Raw genomic sequence first — 16,327 nt, 5'->3', positions numbered from 1 at the left:
TCCACATTTTAACTGTTCTCGTTGACGTAAATAGTTAATCTGCTCTGAATGATATCAGTTACCTCTTTTGCACTCTTCTGTCCATTAAAGAATGCCATAGCCTCTTCCAGGATAATGCTGTTCACGCTCTGGTTAGGCGCATAGACCATCGTCAAGGACTGAACATAATCCTTCATAAACTGGGCCTCTTCCTTAGTCAGTGGCTTTAATTCAATCTGCTGGTCACCAATATAGCTGTATTCCTTTTCGTAAACCTTAAGGCCATTATCGTCAAGCCAGAATGGATTGTCCAGGGAATCCTCCGCCATTTTGTCGAAGTAATCCTTCCTGATAGGGAAATTATAGAGAAGATTACTCTGATAATCATCCATCAAAAACTGTCTGATGAAATCCCAGCATACATCAGGATACTTGGACTGCGAACTGATGGCAAATCTATAGTTTGCATCTATTACAGAGCAGTTGATACCAAGGTCATTGGGGAATCCGATAAAAGAAATGTCATCCCCGAATCTTCCCTGCTTCATTCTTGCATAGGAGCGGAAATTATTGAGGTAAGTCAATTCAAACAGTGCGTCCCCATTGAAAAGAGCTGCATCATCATATTCCATGTACATATCATCAGTAATCTCTTTTGGGAACTGCTTTGCAAACTCTAAAAGCTCAATAAAACTCTCGTCGTCAAAATGGCACTTCTTATTCTCCCAGTCAATGTACTTATCACCGGCAGTCATAAGGGCGTAGTTTAATATGGTTTCCTGACTGGCAAGGCCAAAGGAATCTGAAATCTTGACGCCTTTCGCCTCAATAAGATCCTGGCAGTCCTTAAGGGTAAGTATCTCCTGGCCCTTAAGGTAAGAAGTCTTAGTTGTAACAGTGTTTATGTAATAGGACGGAACCAGCTGGTAGAGCCTTTCTCCTGTCTTAAAGGCCTCAAAGACATTGTCCACGAACTTCACATCCTTAAGGTCAGGATCTGCGTTAATAAAAGGCAACAGGTCCACAAACAACCCCTTGTTAATGTAGCTGTCTACAGGCTCATCTGCTGAAAAGAGCATGATATCAGGTGTGTTGCCGGATACAATATCCAGGTTAAACTGAGTTGCTCCTGCACTCCAGTCATCACCGGAGGTAAGATTTGTGTAATCAACCACCTTTATCCTGTAATCATCACTTTCCTGATTAAACTTGTAGGCCCTCTGGCGTATATCATAATCAACAAAGCTTCCGGCAATGGTGATGGTTGTCTTATCCTTAACCTGATCAGCAGGAACTTTTGTCAGCCTGAAAAGCGCGTACTCCCCATCTCCATCAGGAAGATTTGCAATGAATTCCTGGTCGCTCAAAGCTACAATTGAGCTTAATGAATAGTCAACGCTTATGTCTGAGAACACGTAATCTATCAGCTTTTCCAGCTTGTCCTTGCTCTTGTCGTAGCCATAGATTCCGTCAGATCTTGACACATAAAGGTCGTATCCGTTTCCACCAAAGAAGATGTAGTTATCATAGGTGTCAAAAGCCGAAGACTTCTCTCCCATCGTTCCAGTGGCTGCGTCAAAGGTATAAAGCTCAATTCCCGTCTGCCCCCAGAGGGATGCAAATATCTGACCGTCAAAGCCGTTATAAAGGCTTATTGAAGAATCAGCATAGGGACTGCTCTTATCTGTAGTATCAAGGAGCATTTTAAAAGAGCTGTCGGCTTCATTAAAGCGCTGTACGCCCTTAGTTGAGCTAAGGAGCAAACCATACTCCTCGGTGTAGATCATGGAAAAGACTGAGAAGTAGCTGTTTTCATCAACATCCTCATCAAGGCAGATTCTGTAAAGTTCAGTGCCTTCAGGATCATACTTCACAAGGTACTGATGATCATCTTCATCTCCCATGTACATGGCCATAGCTTCCGGGTCTGTGTCGACTGAAGCAACATCATCAACGACAATAAGCTGCTCATCATCTGTGCGGATCTCCTGCTCAGCAGCCGCCCCCTCACCAGTGCTACTGTCTTCTGAAGCCTCTGCCGTATCATCTGCATCCTTATCTTCCGCCTCGGAACTTGCTTCAGAACTTGCCTCTGAACTGCCTCCCTCCGTCTCCTCCGGATGTGGATCTGCTTCGTCCGGATCAGCATAAAGTTCCACATTATCGTCCATGTAGTTGTATATTTCAAGGACAGAGTACATATTTCCATCCTTGTCGAAGTTTATGAAACTGTGGCTCTCATTATCAGCCTCTGCCACCTTGTAGGATTTAACATCGCTTCCGTCCTGGTTAAAAGAGATAACGGACATCTTGCCACCATCTGCATAAGTAGTAGCGTAGACCCTTTCCCCTACAAGCTGTAATCTGTTGTAATCCTTCGCAGCTTGATCTCCAAGGTCCAGCTTTTGAGTCTTAAAAACGCAGTCCTTTGAACCACTGGTTGCCTGATCGATTATGCTTCCATTATCTTTTCCCTTGCCACAGCCGGAAAGTCCCGATATAGCAAGGACAGCCACCATAAGTCCGGTGGTGATACGTCTTCCCACAATCCTTCCTTTTTTCATAATATCTCCTCTCTGCATGTAAGCTCACGCATCCATACATTTCTTTTGCTGATGCTCTGCCTCCAGATCATATTTCTTTTCGGCAAGAGCCTTTACAACAGACCTGACTGTCCAGGTCTTCTTTCTATATGCATTTACTATTGAAATCACTATGAGTATAATAACAACACTCATGCACAGGATCCTGACAAGCAATATGGTTGCCAATATATCCTCGTAGCCTCTTGCTACATTTTCCCAGTATGGATAGTAAATAGCCTTGTTCCACATGCTTCTGGTGCCATAGCCCCTGATCACATTAAGCAGTGAAAAGAAGGAGAATCTTTCAGTGTTGTCGATCACCTCAACAAACTCATCAGTAACTCCAAGACTATCCTTGCAGACTCTTGCAGCCATACCTTTAACAGAGTTTGGGCATACAACTTCAATACAGTTGATACCGCCCTTTTCAGCCTTGGTGCCAAGCTCAGATATTTCCTGAGAAACAGTCCTGCCACTTAGGATCATTCCATATATTGAAAGACTCTCATAGGACATATATACATAGCTTTTATCCAGTCCTGCGGCCTTTTTAAGCTTTCCTGTATCTCTCTTGACAACTCCTGCCACATAATGGGGAACACCCCCTATAGTAACCATCTGTCCGATGATGTCGGTGGAACCAAACAGCTGCCAGGCTAAAGTCTCATCAATAACGATGGAATCCTTCATCAGGTCATCTCCCGAAAAAGGTGCCCCGGTCACAAACTCCATGGGATGGAACAAAAAGAAATCTCCGCCACAACCAATTGCTGACACTTTGTCAGCAGTTCTGTTCTCAAAGGTTACTGACACCTGTCCTTGAGCACAGTAGCTGATACTGTACAGCTTCCTGATGCCTTTCCTTTCATTGACAGGAGCATCTTCCTTAGGTTCCTTATTCATCTCATCAATACCGATGGTATCAACTACCTTGGGGCCTGAAAAAGCCACGTCATCGTCAGGATCATCCACTCCTGCCTCGGCAAGCTTTTTCTCCAGCATATAATCAAAGCGCTTTATGCTGTCCTGATCTATGAGCTGATCCTCGGTGGTATAGATACTCACCTGAGCCATATCACCCTTTGATGACCACCTGTCAGCCAAAAGAAATTCCGGAAGCCCCGAGATAATACTGCTCATTACAGCGCCAAGCACTGCATAGACTATCAAAAGAAAAGCCACCAGACCAAAGGCTATGATCCTCCAGCGGGAACAAAAATGCTTTTTTATGTACTTTACAAAAACATCTTTTATTGCCATCAATTATTTGCAAGCCTCACCTGATCTCCCGGATTTACCAGGGCTGTGGATGTTGTTACAACGTACTCATCTCCCTCTACGGCAGCTGCAATGGCGCTGTTGTTGTCATCCTGTGCCTTTACTGTAACTTCAACTCTTGATGCCTTATATCTGTTACCAAGTGGGCTTGACTTACTTGTTACCACCAAAATAAACTTTCCGTTACTGTCAGTCTTTATGGCACTGTTTGGAACCACAAGATCGTACTCCACAGCTCGCTCCCCTATAGTAAGGGAAATGTTCTGACCCGGAGTTACGTCCTTGCTTTCAATTTTGAAAGTGAGAACCTTCTTATTTCCGGGATCCTGTTTGTCATTCTTGATTCCTGTAAGAGTAGCCTTAAAATCATCCCCATACTGCCATACATTCTGAGGCTTTGCAGCATCTCCCACCTTAAGCTTCTGGGCCTGGGCATTGGTAACTGAAAAGCTTGTTGTCATGTCTTTTCCATCAACCTGGATAACTGCAATGGTCTCGTCTGCAGAAGTGGATTCTCCTGCCACCTTTCCAAGGCTTGAAACCGTTCCTGCAACTGGGCTCTTAACTGAAGCCCCTACAGACTCTGCTTCAAGCTTAGCGATCTTTTCCTTCTGTTCTGTAATCTTATCTCTCTTCTGGCAAAGGCTTATTTCTGTTGCAATGCTTGTGAGAAGTTTTTCCTTCTCATCCTCAGCAACCTTAAGTGCTGCTGCAGTCTTAGCCTTCGTCTGGTTTAAAAGAGCCAGCTTCTGGGCATAGCTAAGGCTCTCCTGAGAACCGTAATTGGAGAGCTGGGATTTATCCTTGTTAAGCTCTGCAATCTGATTCTCCAGTTCCTTGATCCTGTCACTATTCCCGTTCTGGGTAGCAACAGTCAGTTCATACTGAAGCTCAGCCAAGGTATATCCCGGCGTTGCTGCATTATAATTGTTCCCGGCCTGATCATAGTTATCCTTCTGGGTCATATAATCTATATCAGCCTGAGCCGCATTGTCCAGGTTCTTTGCATTATTATAATTGTCTATAGCCTGGGCCAGTTCCTTCTGGTAGGAGTCATAGGTGGTGTTTCTTCCATTTCTGACATTCGTTATGACGTCATTGGGAACATCGCCGGAAAAAAGAGCCTGCTCATAAGTAAGTTCCATTTCATCAAGCTTTTCTCTTGCGTCCGTAAGCTCTTTTGACTCCTGATCCTCAAGATAGTAGATAACATCTCCTATCTCTACGTGGGAACCTTCCTTTACGGCAACTCCTGAAATCTTTCTGGTCTCTTTCACCGTGATATTGTAAGGATCCTCAGCAGATACTGTACCTGTTCCTCTTATCTGAGGGCTGATGGTCCCTGAGGTGATCTGCTGGGTTGCGACCTGTGGCAGAGAGTAATTCATGATCGTATTAGAAAAAAAGGTGAGAAGAAGCATCACCGACAAAAATGCGATGGCTATGTTCTTGACCATATCTTTTCTGTTTCTTGGACTCTTTTCCCCGTTTGCAGGAACCATCTCCTGTTCCTTGCTGCTCCCCAGCTCCTGTCTAACTTCTAATTCTTCTGACATAACTCTCTCCCTAAATTAACCTTTAATTCCTCCCTGGTAGGAAATACCTTCCACCAGATAATCCTCGCCGTACAAAAAGATAAGAAGCGGCGGGATCAGATATATTACTGCGACTGCAAATGCAAGACTTATCTCCCCTGTATTGATCCTGGACAGGAACACCGACAGCGGATGCATATCCGAATCCGGTAAAAGAATCAGCGGCTGTTCAACCATATTCCAGTAATCAAAGAATATCAATATGGCAATTGATGCAATGCCACCCTTGCACAGTGGCAGGCATATTCTGGTAAATATCATCCATTCACTTGCACCGTCTATGGAGCCGGCTTCCATAACTTCCTTTGGTATCCTATTCATGAACTTCGTAAGAAGGTACACAGCAAAGGGTGAAAAAAATCCCGGCAAAAGGATTGCCCATATGGTTCCATAAAGTCCCAGTGACTTGGACACCAGGAAATTTGGTACCAGAGTAACCTGATAAGGCATCAACATCACGATGATGTAAGCAAAAAACACTACTCTTTTTTTCTTACTATCATATCGAGAAAACCCATAAGAAGCAAAGGTTGCCACCAGAAGCTGAACCACTACGATAGGTGCCACATAAAGCACTGAATTCCAAAACTTGAAAAGATATTCCGGACTCTTTAAAAGCACCGTATAGTACTGGGAAAAAGTGATCATATCCGGTATAAGTTTCAAGTTGACTGTCTTGGATACGAAGACCTTTCCGCCTTTATTCGTAGTAGCAAAAATGCTTCCATAATTGGCGTTTATCTCCGAAGCCGACATGAAGGAATTGGTTATGGTAAGTATGATCGGCATCAGGAAGATAAAGGCAAAAACCGCAGCAGCCACTGTTACTATGGCTGTTTTTGATATCTCTATCCGTCGTTTTTGGATCGCTATTTTTTGTCTGTCACGCTGTAATCTCATGCTGTCTCTACCCTTCAATATCCCTTCCGTACATATTCTCTACCCGGTACATCACATATACAAGGGCTGAAACAACTATGAACATAATTATAGCTGCAGAAGAAAGCTTCTGATAATCCAGCGTTCCAAAGGTGTTATTCATAAAGTGCTGAAGCATATACAGGGTATGATACGGATAATCTCCCGTCATCAGGTACACTTCCCTGAACACCTTGAAGGAATTGATAAGGGACATGATAGTCACAAAAAGGATCGTTGAAGACATGAACCTTACCTTAACATGCCAGAACACCTGGAACTTAGTGGCATTTTCAAGCATTGCCACCTCCACAAGTTCCTTGGGAATGCTTGCCAGAGCTGCCATGAACAGGATCATGTTATACCCCAGATTCTTCCACAGGAAAAGAACTACTATCACTATCTGAGCTTTATCAGACTTAAGGAAATCTGTCCTGTCCATTCCAAATTTCATTAAAAACTCATTAACAAGCCCGTTATAGTTAAATAGCACCTGCCATATAAGCACCACCGATGCTGTAGGCACCATAAGAGGACTTAAGAAAAAGGTCCTGAAATAGCTCTTTCCAGGAATCCTGGATTCCATTACCGCCGCCAGGAAAAGAGACAGTAACACAGCCAGGGGAACTGCCACAAAGGAAAACTTTAAGGTGTTTAGTCCCGCCTGTCTGAAAGCCTCGTTCCTGAATACCGTAGCAAAGTTTCTAAGTCCCACAAAGTTCCTGCGGATAGGATTATCAATCATGGAATAATAGATGACCACTCCGAAGGGAGCCACAAAAAACAACCCGACACCTATAAGCGACGGCATAAGAAAAAGCCATGAGATCAGGCTTCTTCTTTTATTTGCAGTCATATTCTTTTTCTCAATTATTTGTATCAGTTTTGACAAATTCAGGAACCTTTCCCTTAAAGAATGAATATCCGATTCCTCCGTAATAAGAGGGCTCATTGTCCAGCATTACTTCTGCATGGTACTGATCGTTAATGAGGTTGTAGTTAAACCACTCATTGTAATAGTTTGTGCAGATACACTGTTCAAGAATTTGCGCCATCTGCTCTTTATCAGTATAGGTATGGAAAACTGTGTCAGGTGCATCATCAATGTCATCCACAGAAACCTGTTCCAGATCATAACCCGGATAATAGTTTGAAACCTTTACTGAACTGATGTGCTCGGCATCCAGGTCATTCTCAGAATAAATGCCATACTTCTTTAAAAGAGCTATAGTATTGGTGAAATTCTCAAACACATTAATACTACCATAAATATAGGTATCATCGTTACTCTCATATTCAATAGAACCTATTGGCATATGCTCTTTTGCATACTTAAAGCTGTAATTCTCCAAAAGGTCTTTTCTATAAGCATCGCTGAGTTCTGCAAAAGAGAAATGCTTGGTATCAAGGCCTGAATCCTGGTCATTGTTGTTGTACCGCAGGTTATGATCAGGTGATTTAGCATCCACTTCCCTTATCATCTCATCGTGGAACACATCGAAATGACCCTTCTTGTACTCTTCGTTATTAACAATCCTGTCAAGCTCATTATCAAGAACATCGTAAGGAATTGTAACTGCCCTATATACCTTCCTTCCGCTCTTTAGCCTGAAAAGAACTGTGGTATCATATCCGCTATTTACATAACGTCCCTGTTCCTGATCCTGTCTTTCAGCTTTCTTGGTTTCCATTCCCTTTGAAGCAATTGCCAGCATATCATCAATGTTCGTAAGAACCATCTCATCAGCTTCGCTGTAATCAAAATTGTCGTATAAAACACTTCCCACATTGAAATCCCTGGAGCCATTGATCAGGGCTGCAGAAGCTATCTTATCTTTTGCAGGAACATATGTGTCAAAGCCACACAGATCTCCTTTGCAGATAACAAACACAAGGATTACGATGGCAAGTGCCATAATGGTCTGGGCAAAGCCCTTGAAGAACTTCCTGATGTTCCCCTCGAGTATTACCTCAATAATGCAGCCAGCAAGCACAGTTCCAATCACCATGATCACAAACATCATCATATGAAGGGAATTGTTCCATACAGACTCATAAACTATGTAGACAAAGTATCCGCTGGCAAGACCTACAACGATACAGCCAACAATCTTAACAAGCCATCTGAAAGGGCGAAGTGGTATGCTCTTTCCTGCCCACTCAGCCTGCCTGTTTCTGGCAAATATGATCACAAATACAAAGGCAATAATACCTGTTACCAGGCAGTCCAGATCATAGGTAAAGACAGACTTCAGGTTTGCATTTATGTAGTCCATGGACATAAGAGCACCATTTGCCCGTAAATTAGAGACAAGCGCTACATATGAGGCTACTGTATCACTTACAGGTGAAAGATAGGCTCTTGTGGAATCCATATAGCTGTAGGTTGCAAAGAAAACACCCTTATAAAGGCTTATCTCTCCTGCAATAATAAGTGAAATAAATGCAAAACAGCCTGTAAGGATAACTGCTATAGGAAGTGTTCCGCTAAGTATCACTGCTAAGACAGTTATGTTATAAACCGTAAAGAATAAAAGAAGATTTCTTACGGTCTCAATAAGTGCTGACATAAGAACATAGCTATTTACTGCTCCCATCACAGCAGCTATCAAAAGAGCTACTATCTCACAGGAAAGGTACAAAAGCAGATAAGTTGAAATTGCATTAAAGTAGTTTCTTCTGATTCTCTGAGCTCTGGTGGTTGGCTGGCTTAAGTAAAAATCCAGCTGGCTCTGATTAAAGATATAGGAAAAGCCCTGCAGTGCAAACATGAAGGCAATTATAGCCACAAAAAACCAGCTAAAGCTCTCCATACCTGTAATCATTGCTACTGCCCGAAGCTTTTCCAATTGAAGAACCTCAAGACTCTGATGATACATCTCAGCATAATTGGTTGCTCTTGAAACCATCATGATAACGCCAAGGATGAAATAAGCAGCCATAAAAGGAAGGGCCACATAACTGGTCCAAAGCGTTCTGTTAATGTAAGTCTTATGATTTTTTAACTTCTCACCCAAGGACAAATTTGCGGATGTCATACCCAACTACCTCCGTTTCACTGATAAATATCTCTTCCAAAGAAAGTGACAGAACCTCGAAGAATAAAGGATTTCCTCTCTTAAAGGCAGACTCTATATCTTCCCGCTCCCCACGGATGGTATAGGTCCTAAGACGCCCTCTTTCTTCCTTCAGAAGTACGTCAAGGTCCTCTAAAGCTCTTTTCTCATCTTCTTCTGAGTTAAATACGCACTGGACCTTTTGCATCTTGAGCTTCATATCCTCAATATCTTCAGAAAGGATAACGCCGCCCTGGTGAAGAAGTCCAATGTGGTCACATATATCCTCCAGCTCCCTAAGATTGTGGGAAGCAATAACAGGAGTCAGCCCTCTGTCCGACATTTCTCCGGCAAACAGACTCTTTACTCCCTGTCTCACCACCGGATCAAGACCATCAAAAGTCTCATCACAAAGAAGATATTTAGTATTTGCACAAAGCCCAAGAAGAATAGCTACCTGTTTCTTCATTCCCTTGGAAAAAGTACTAATCCTTCTCTTTGCATCAAGACCAAATCCATTACAGAGCTTATGGAATTTAAACTTATCAAAACCTTTATAGATGCCCTCGTAATAGTTAGCCATTTCCTCCGGAGTTGAATTAGGAAGGAAGTACTGATCATCTGAAATGTAAAAGACATCTCTCTTAACTTCAGGATTATCGTAGACAGGTCTTTTATCCACCAGAACAATTCCTGAATCGGGCTTTATAACTCCGGATATAATACGGAGAATGGTACTTTTTCCTGCTCCGTTGGTTCCAACCAGGCCAAAGACTTCCCCATCATTTATGTTCAGGGAAACAGATGCTACTGCTTTGATATCATCAAATTTTTTCTCAAGATCTAAAAGTTCAATCATTACTCTTCTCCCCCAGCGTCATTTCTTCAAGCTTCTTTTGTATCTCCTCTACCAGCTCATCCAGTGAAAGGCCAATCTCATGAGCCTGGGTAAACAGTTCAATGATCTGCTTAACAAGCTCATTCTTCTTGTTCTCCACCAAAAGCGTATCGCCCCTGACAAAGTTCCCTCTGCCCTTAACTGTATAGATAAAGCCCTGTCTCTCCAGCTCAGCATAGGCCTTCTGAACAGTATTGGGATTGGTTGAAAGCTCAACTGCCAAAGTTCGCACCGATGGCATCTGGTCACCTTCCCTTAAGATCCCTTTAAAGATCTGCATTTTGAAATTCTCAACAATTTGTTCGTAGATTGGTCTGCTGTCCAATGGATTGATCAGGTTCATTGTTCCCTCCAATAAATGTTAAACGCAAACAAGGTGTACTAGCTGAACTAGTACACCTTGTATTCTAAACTCATATTATTTACTTTGCAACATCTTTATGTAGTTTTGTTGCTTCAGACAGCTTCTACGTTTCTTGTAGCGATAACGTCTACGCCTGTTCCTGCAACATCCTTAATAAGAACGTCACCAATCTTAGCAGGTGCTGGAACTGTAGCAGCATCGATATCCTTCATAACCTCAAAGATCTTGCTCTTTGGAATATCATTAGCTGTCTTAACGGAGATTCTCTCCTTGTCACCACCAGTGATCTTAACAGTGCTGGTAACGATTCTTGTAGGATTTACAACTTCTTTTCTTGCATAGATGTCACCCTTGGCACAGGTGTTACCCTTAACCTCAGTAACCTCACCACCATCTAAAGTAACTGTAAGAAGGCATCCCATGGGACATCCGATACATGTTAATTCTCTAGTTTCCATCAGCTTGTCACTCCTTTTCTATCTTTACAGTTATCTTCTTAAGATTTGGATACTCATCGAGTTTCTTCTTCTGAAGAATGATCTGCTCCATTTCACCGGGAGCAAGGATTCTCTTCTCATTGTGCATTACTCTCTCATCATCGAAGTAAACACTTACGAAGGAGTTCTTGTAAACATCACCAACTCTGAATCTTACAGTAAGAAGATCTTCCATTCTGTCCTTGTTGATTGTGCTAGGAACTGTATATCTTGCACCCTCTGTAGCGCAAAGCTCAATAACGTTGTCGTTATCAGCATTCTTGCAGCCATCAGCAATGTACTTAACAGCATTCTGTCCGGCTCTCTTAGCTTCCTCAGATACATAGTCAACAAGATCATGTACGTGAAGAACGTTACCGCAGGCAAATACACCTGGGATATTGGTCTCAAGAGATTCGTTTACAACAGGACCTGATGTGATAGGGTTCATTGTAACGCCGGCTGATCTTGAAAGCTCGTTCTCTGGGATAAGTCCGCAGGAAAGAAGAAGTGTATCACAGGTATATCTCTCTTCTGTTCCGGGAACAGGCTTTCTGTCCGGACCAACCTCTGCGATTGTAACAGCTGTAACATGCTCCTTGCCCTCGATGTCAACAACAGTGTGTGACAGCTTAAGAGGAATTCCGTAATCATCAAGACATTGAACAATGTTTCTCTTAAGTCCGCCTGAGTAAGGCATAAGCTCTGCTACAACCTTAACCTTAGCGCCTTCAAGAGTCATTCTACGAGCCATGATAAGTCCAATATCACCGGAACCAAGGATTACAACCTCACGACCTGGCATATATCCTTCGATATTTACAAGTCTCTGAGCTGTTCCTGCTGAGAAGATACCTGCAGGACGATATCCAGGGATATTCAGGGCTCCACGAGGCCTTTCTCTGCATCCCATAGCCAGGATAACTGCCTTAGCAGGAATCTGGAACATTCCATCTTCTCTGTTCATGGCTGTTACAGTCTTATCAGCTGCAATATCCATAACCATAGTGTTGAGCTTATACTCGATTCCAAGGTCAAGAACCTGCTTAATGAAACGATAAGCGTACTCAGGACCTGTAAGCTCCTCTTTGAATGTATGAAGTCCAAAACCATTGTGGATACACTGGTTAAGAATTCCACCAAGCTCATGATCTCTTTCAAGGATCAAAATGCTGTCATTTCCAGCTTCTTTTGCAGCTACAGCTGCTGCAAGGCCAGCAGGGCCGCCGCCTACTATTACGATATCATATGTCTTCATGACCCGCTTACCTCCCCTTTTGTTCTCTCAAGAACGATGTTGCTCTTTCCGCCGCTCTTTGTGATCTTCTCATATGGAATACCCAGTTCGCGGTGAAGGATCTCCATAGTTCTTGGCGAGCAGAAACCAGCCTGACATCTTCCCATACCAGCTCTTGTTCTGCGCTTTACGCCATCAAGGGATCTTGCTCCAAGAGGTCTGTGAATAGCATCAAGGATCTCTCCCTCAGTAATGGACTCACATCTGCAGATGATTGTTCCATAAGCAGGATTCTCTTTGATGAGAGCATTTCTCTCTTCAACTGAGAGACCTTCTGTCTTCTTAACACCCTTACGTGTTGCGATCCAGTTAGCCTTCTCCTTAAGTCCCATCATCTCTTTCATCATGTTACCAACCATCTCTCCGATAGCAGGTGATGAAGTAAGTCCAGGAGACTCGATTCCTGCGCAGTCGATGAAGTTCTTAGCATCGTCAACTTCCTTGATGATGAACTCGTGGTGCTCCTCATGAGCACGAAGTCCTGCAAAGGAAGTGATAACATTTCTGATTGGAAGGTTGCGAACGTGATCGCCTGCCTTAGCAATAAGATCATCGATTCCTGCTGCTGTTGTGTTGTTTCCTTCCTTGTTCTCAAGATCTACAGCTGTAGGTCCTACAATGAGGTTACCATGAACTGTTGGAGAAACAAGAACACCCTTACCAAGCTTTGTAGGCTGTGGGAAGATTGTGTGCTTTACATGTCCGCCAACTGTCTTATCAAGCAGGCAGTAATCACCTCTACGTTCGATAATGTGCATCTTATCTGCACTTACCATATTATGTATCTTATCAGCATAAACACCTGCAGCGTTAACAACGTATCTTGTTACGTACTCACCGTTGTTAGTGCGAAGGTGCCAGTTGCCGTCCTCGCCTTTTTTAATATCCTCTACTTCCGTGTTGAAACGGAAGTCTACGCCATTCATGTTGGCATTCTCAGCCATAGCGATATTAAGTTCAAACGGACAGATGATTCCACCTGTTGGAGCCCAAAGTGCTCCCTCACACTTATCTGAGAGATTTGGCTCCATCTCAAGAGCTTCCTCTCTGCTAAGGATCTTCAGGTCCTTAACACCGTTAGCTATACCTCTGTTATAGAGGTCCTTAAGTCCATCAAGGGCTTCCTTGTGAATACAAACAACCATTGATCCATTTCTCTTGAAAGGAATATCAAGATCCCTTGCAAGATCGTCCATCATCTCATTGCCTCTGACATTGAGCTTAGCCATAAGTGAGCCTTCAGCTGCGTCAAATCCGGCATGAACGATTGCTGAATTAGCTTTAGATGTTCCTTCACAAACATCTTCGCATTTCTCCAGAACGCAAACATTAGCTTCATAACGGGAAAGCTCTCTTGCGACTGCAGAACCGGTGACACCAGCACCGATTACGATCACATCGTACAACATAATAATCTCCTTTTTTATTAAAAATGCTCTGCTATGAAAAAAGGCGAGAGAAAGCAAACTGTGTTCCCCACAGCTTTGTGCTTACTCTCGCCTCCAGTTCATTATCCAGTTAAATCCATGATACTACATTTTAGATTTAGTGCAAGCACAAATCTTATTTTATTAGCCCATGAATCCTGTAAGTGCGTTGTAAAGCAGAGAAGCAACAACCCCACCACAGATAGGTGCTACAGCAGGGATCCAGCCGTATGACCAGTTACCATTCTTCTTGCCGAAGTTAGGAGCAAGGCAAAGGTAAGCAAGACGAGGAGCTGTATCTCTTGCAGCGTTCATAGCGTATCCTGTAAGTCCACCGAAGGAAGCACCGCATGCAACGATTACGCCGTAAACAAGTGGCCATACAACACGGTCGTTTCCAGCAGGGATCAGAGCCAGTGTGAATACAAGAACGAATGTAGCTACGAACTCTGACAGGAAGTTAAGAACCTGGTTAGGAATTGAAGGTGCTGTGCAGAAGCATCCGCGAACAACGTCGTCGTTTGCTGTAGCCTTAATGTGATCTCCGTAGAGAACCATAAGGATAGCTGCGCCTACAAAACCACCGAGCATCTGAGCAATGATCTGGCCAACAACTGTGCTCCAGTCACCTGTTCTGATTGCAAGACCGATCGTAACTGCAGGGTTGAATGCTGAAGGGCATCCAGTGAAGTTACTCATTGCAAATGCAGGAACCATAACTGCCATTCCCCAACCGATAAGGATGTGAACTGCTCCGCCACCCTTAAAGCCTGACTTCTCAAGTGAAACGTTACAGCAAACGCCATCACCAAGGAGTACCAGTAACATTGTTCCGATAAACTCGCCTACATAAACACTCATGAATTTTTACCCCCTTTGAGTAATATATAATAATTTTTTTCCTCACTAATTAAATATGAATTACTCTTTAGCCCAACCAAGAGTTGCATTTACAGCCTGCTTCCAGCCTTTAAGCTTTGTAGCACGAGCCTCTTCTGTCATCTCAGGCTTGAACTCCTTGTCGATAGCCCAGTTCTTGATAACGTCTTCTTTGCTCTTCCAGAATCCAACAGCAAGACCTGCAAGGTAAGAAGCACCCATAGCTGTTGTCTCAACGCATACAGGACGATGTACAGGAGCGTTGATGATATCTGACTGGAACTGCATAAGGAAGTTATTCTTACATGCACCACCGTCAACCTTAAGAGCTGCAAGCTTGATTCCTGAACCCTCTTCCATAGCACCAAGAACATCGTTAGTCTGAAGTGCAAGAGACTCAAGAGTAGCACGGATAATGTGTTTCTTGTTAACACCACGTGTAAGACCTGTGATAGCTCCACGTGCGTAAGGATCCCAATAAGGAGCACCAAGTCCTGTAAATGCAGGAACTACGTAGCATCCGTTTGTATCCTCAACCTGAGTTGCGAAGTACTCAGAATCTGGTGCTGTATCAACGAGCTTAACCTCATCACGAAGCCACTGGATAGCTGCGCCTGCTACGAAGATTGAACCCTCGAGAGCGTACTCAACTTTTCCATCAAGACCCCAAGCGATAGTTGTAAGAAGTCCGTTGTTAGGGAACTGAGGCTTTGTGCCGATGTTCATAAGCATGAAGCAACCTGTTCCGTATGTGTTCTTAGCCATACCTGACTCGAAGCATGTCTGGCCAAAAAGAGCTGCCTGCTGGTCACCAGCAACACCTGCGATCTTGATAGGGCCGCCGAAGAACTCAGGATCAGACTCGCCAAACTCTGTTGAGCTTGAAGGAAGTGCCTTAGGAAGCATGCTCATAGGTACTTCAAGCTGCTTGCAAAGCTCCTCATCCCAATCGACTGTGTTGATGTTGAACATCATTGTTCTTGAAGCATTTGAGTAATCAGTAGCGTGTACCTTACCCTTTGTAAGCTTGAAGATAAGCCATGAATCAACTGTACCGAAGCAAAGCTCACCCTTCTCTGCTCTCTCACGAACACCCTCTACGTTGTTAAGGATCCAACGAAGCTTTGTTCCTGAGAAATATGGGTCAAATACAAGACCAGTCTTGTTGTAAGCTGCATTGTCGATTCCAGGATACTTGTCCATAAGTTCCTGCTTCATGTCAGCTGTTCTACGGCACTGCCATACGATTGCGTGATATACAGGCTTACCTGTAGCTCTCTCCCAAACGATTGTTGTCTCACGCTGGTTTGTGATACCGATTGCAGCTATGTCCTCATGTGTAGCCCCAACTTTGTTCATAGCCTCACGAGCAACTGAAAGCTGTGTCTGCCAGATTTCATTAGCATCATGCTCAACCCAACCGGGCTTTGGATAATACTGTGTGAATTCCTTCTGTGCAACAGAACACATCTCACCCTTTTCGTTGAAAAGGATACATCTGTTACTTGTGGTACCAGCATCCAGTGCCATTACGTATTTTGCCATTACAATACCCTCCTTTTTCTTGTGAAAGAA

The 16,327-nt window shown here is 43.5% G+C and carries 13 protein-coding genes; all 13 read right to left on the bottom strand.

What is annotated here, in order from left to right:
* Positions 1-8: 8 nt before the first annotated feature.
* Positions 9-2,543 carry an ABC transporter substrate-binding protein gene (locus BO18_RS31915; protein ID WP_034453068.1) on the bottom strand — a complete coding sequence of 845 codons (2,535 nt, stop codon included), beginning with the start codon at positions 2,541-2,543 and terminating at the stop codon, positions 9-11.
* A gap of 24 nt (positions 2,544-2,567) precedes the next feature.
* Entirely contained in the window at positions 2,568-3,824 is a 1,257-nt protein-coding gene (locus tag BO18_RS31910; RefSeq protein WP_034453065.1) for an ABC transporter permease, read from the bottom strand.
* Positions 3,824-5,398: an efflux RND transporter periplasmic adaptor subunit gene (locus BO18_RS31905; protein WP_034453063.1), complete on the bottom strand. Its 1,575-nt coding sequence runs from the start codon at positions 5,396-5,398 to the stop codon at positions 3,824-3,826. Before BO18_RS31905 ends, BO18_RS31910 begins: the two co-directional genes overlap by 1 nt.
* A 15-nt stretch (positions 5,399-5,413) precedes the next feature.
* Positions 5,414-6,337, bottom strand: coding sequence for a carbohydrate ABC transporter permease (locus BO18_RS31900; protein WP_081861373.1), 924 nt, complete (start codon positions 6,335-6,337; stop codon positions 5,414-5,416).
* 7 nt (positions 6,338-6,344) lie between these two features.
* Positions 6,345-7,211 (bottom strand): carbohydrate ABC transporter permease, encoded by an 867-nt coding sequence (locus BO18_RS31895; protein WP_051689377.1) that lies wholly within the window; start codon positions 7,209-7,211, stop codon positions 6,345-6,347.
* A 10-nt stretch (positions 7,212-7,221) separates the two neighbouring features.
* A complete protein-coding gene (locus BO18_RS31890) occupies positions 7,222-9,393 on the bottom strand; it encodes a DUF6449 domain-containing protein (RefSeq protein ID WP_034453061.1) in 2,172 nt (723 codons plus the stop codon).
* Entirely contained in the window at positions 9,365-10,270 is a 906-nt protein-coding gene (locus BO18_RS31885) for an ABC transporter ATP-binding protein (RefSeq protein WP_034453059.1), read from the bottom strand. Before BO18_RS31885 ends, BO18_RS31890 begins: the two co-directional genes overlap by 29 nt.
* A complete protein-coding gene (locus BO18_RS31880; protein ID WP_034453057.1) occupies positions 10,263-10,652 on the bottom strand; it encodes a GntR family transcriptional regulator in 390 nt (129 codons plus the stop codon). The genes BO18_RS31885 and BO18_RS31880 overlap by 8 nt, the downstream gene beginning before the upstream one ends.
* Before the next feature lie 113 nt (positions 10,653-10,765).
* Complete coding sequence (locus tag BO18_RS31875) at positions 10,766-11,131, bottom strand: DUF1667 domain-containing protein (RefSeq protein WP_034453055.1); 366 nt, start codon at positions 11,129-11,131, stop codon at positions 10,766-10,768.
* Positions 11,132-11,138: 7 nt separating this feature from the next.
* Positions 11,139-12,407, bottom strand: coding sequence for an NAD(P)/FAD-dependent oxidoreductase (locus tag BO18_RS31870; protein WP_034453053.1), 1,269 nt, complete (start codon positions 12,405-12,407; stop codon positions 11,139-11,141).
* Positions 12,404-13,852, bottom strand: a complete 1,449-nt coding sequence (locus BO18_RS31865) for an NAD(P)/FAD-dependent oxidoreductase (RefSeq protein WP_034453149.1) — start codon at positions 13,850-13,852, stop codon at positions 12,404-12,406. Before BO18_RS31865 ends, BO18_RS31870 begins: the two co-directional genes overlap by 4 nt.
* 165 nt (positions 13,853-14,017) lie before the next feature.
* A complete protein-coding gene (locus tag BO18_RS31860; protein ID WP_034453051.1) occupies positions 14,018-14,734 on the bottom strand; it encodes an MIP/aquaporin family protein in 717 nt (238 codons plus the stop codon).
* Between the two features lie 60 nt (positions 14,735-14,794).
* Complete coding sequence (glpK, locus tag BO18_RS31855; RefSeq protein ID WP_034453050.1) at positions 14,795-16,297, bottom strand: glycerol kinase GlpK; 1,503 nt, start codon at positions 16,295-16,297, stop codon at positions 14,795-14,797.
* Between the last annotated feature and the right edge of the window lie 30 nt (positions 16,298-16,327).

Source organism: Butyrivibrio sp. AE2032 (genome assembly GCF_000702965.1).
Note: the sequence above shows the minus strand (reverse complement) of the source record. Positions and strands in the feature narration are given on the sequence as shown.

What these genes read in the sequence shown, in the direction of transcription:
- BO18_RS31915 (WP_034453068.1), bottom strand. Translation starts at nt 2,543, where the DNA reads ATGAAAAAAGGAAGGATTGTGGGAAGACGTATCACCACCGGACTTATG.
- BO18_RS31910 (WP_034453065.1), bottom strand. Translation starts at nt 3,824, where the DNA reads ATGGCAATAAAAGATGTTTTTGTAAAGTACATAAAAAAGCATTTTTGT.
- BO18_RS31905 (WP_034453063.1), bottom strand. Translation starts at nt 5,398, where the DNA reads ATGTCAGAAGAATTAGAAGTTAGACAGGAGCTGGGGAGCAGCAAGGAA.
- BO18_RS31900 (WP_081861373.1), bottom strand. Translation starts at nt 6,337, where the DNA reads ATGAGATTACAGCGTGACAGACAAAAAATAGCGATCCAAAAACGACGG.
- BO18_RS31895 (WP_051689377.1), bottom strand. Translation starts at nt 7,211, where the DNA reads ATGACTGCAAATAAAAGAAGAAGCCTGATCTCATGGCTTTTTCTTATG.
- BO18_RS31890 (WP_034453061.1), bottom strand. Translation starts at nt 9,393, where the DNA reads ATGACATCCGCAAATTTGTCCTTGGGTGAGAAGTTAAAAAATCATAAG.
- BO18_RS31885 (WP_034453059.1), bottom strand. Translation starts at nt 10,270, where the DNA reads ATGATTGAACTTTTAGATCTTGAGAAAAAATTTGATGATATCAAAGCA.
- BO18_RS31880 (WP_034453057.1), bottom strand. Translation starts at nt 10,652, where the DNA reads ATGAACCTGATCAATCCATTGGACAGCAGACCAATCTACGAACAAATT.
- BO18_RS31875 (WP_034453055.1), bottom strand. Translation starts at nt 11,131, where the DNA reads ATGGAAACTAGAGAATTAACATGTATCGGATGTCCCATGGGATGCCTT.
- BO18_RS31870 (WP_034453053.1), bottom strand. Translation starts at nt 12,407, where the DNA reads ATGAAGACATATGATATCGTAATAGTAGGCGGCGGCCCTGCTGGCCTT.
- BO18_RS31860 (WP_034453051.1), bottom strand. Translation starts at nt 14,734, where the DNA reads ATGAGTGTTTATGTAGGCGAGTTTATCGGAACAATGTTACTGGTACTC.
- glpK (WP_034453050.1), bottom strand. Translation starts at nt 16,297, where the DNA reads ATGGCAAAATACGTAATGGCACTGGATGCTGGTACCACAAGTAACAGA.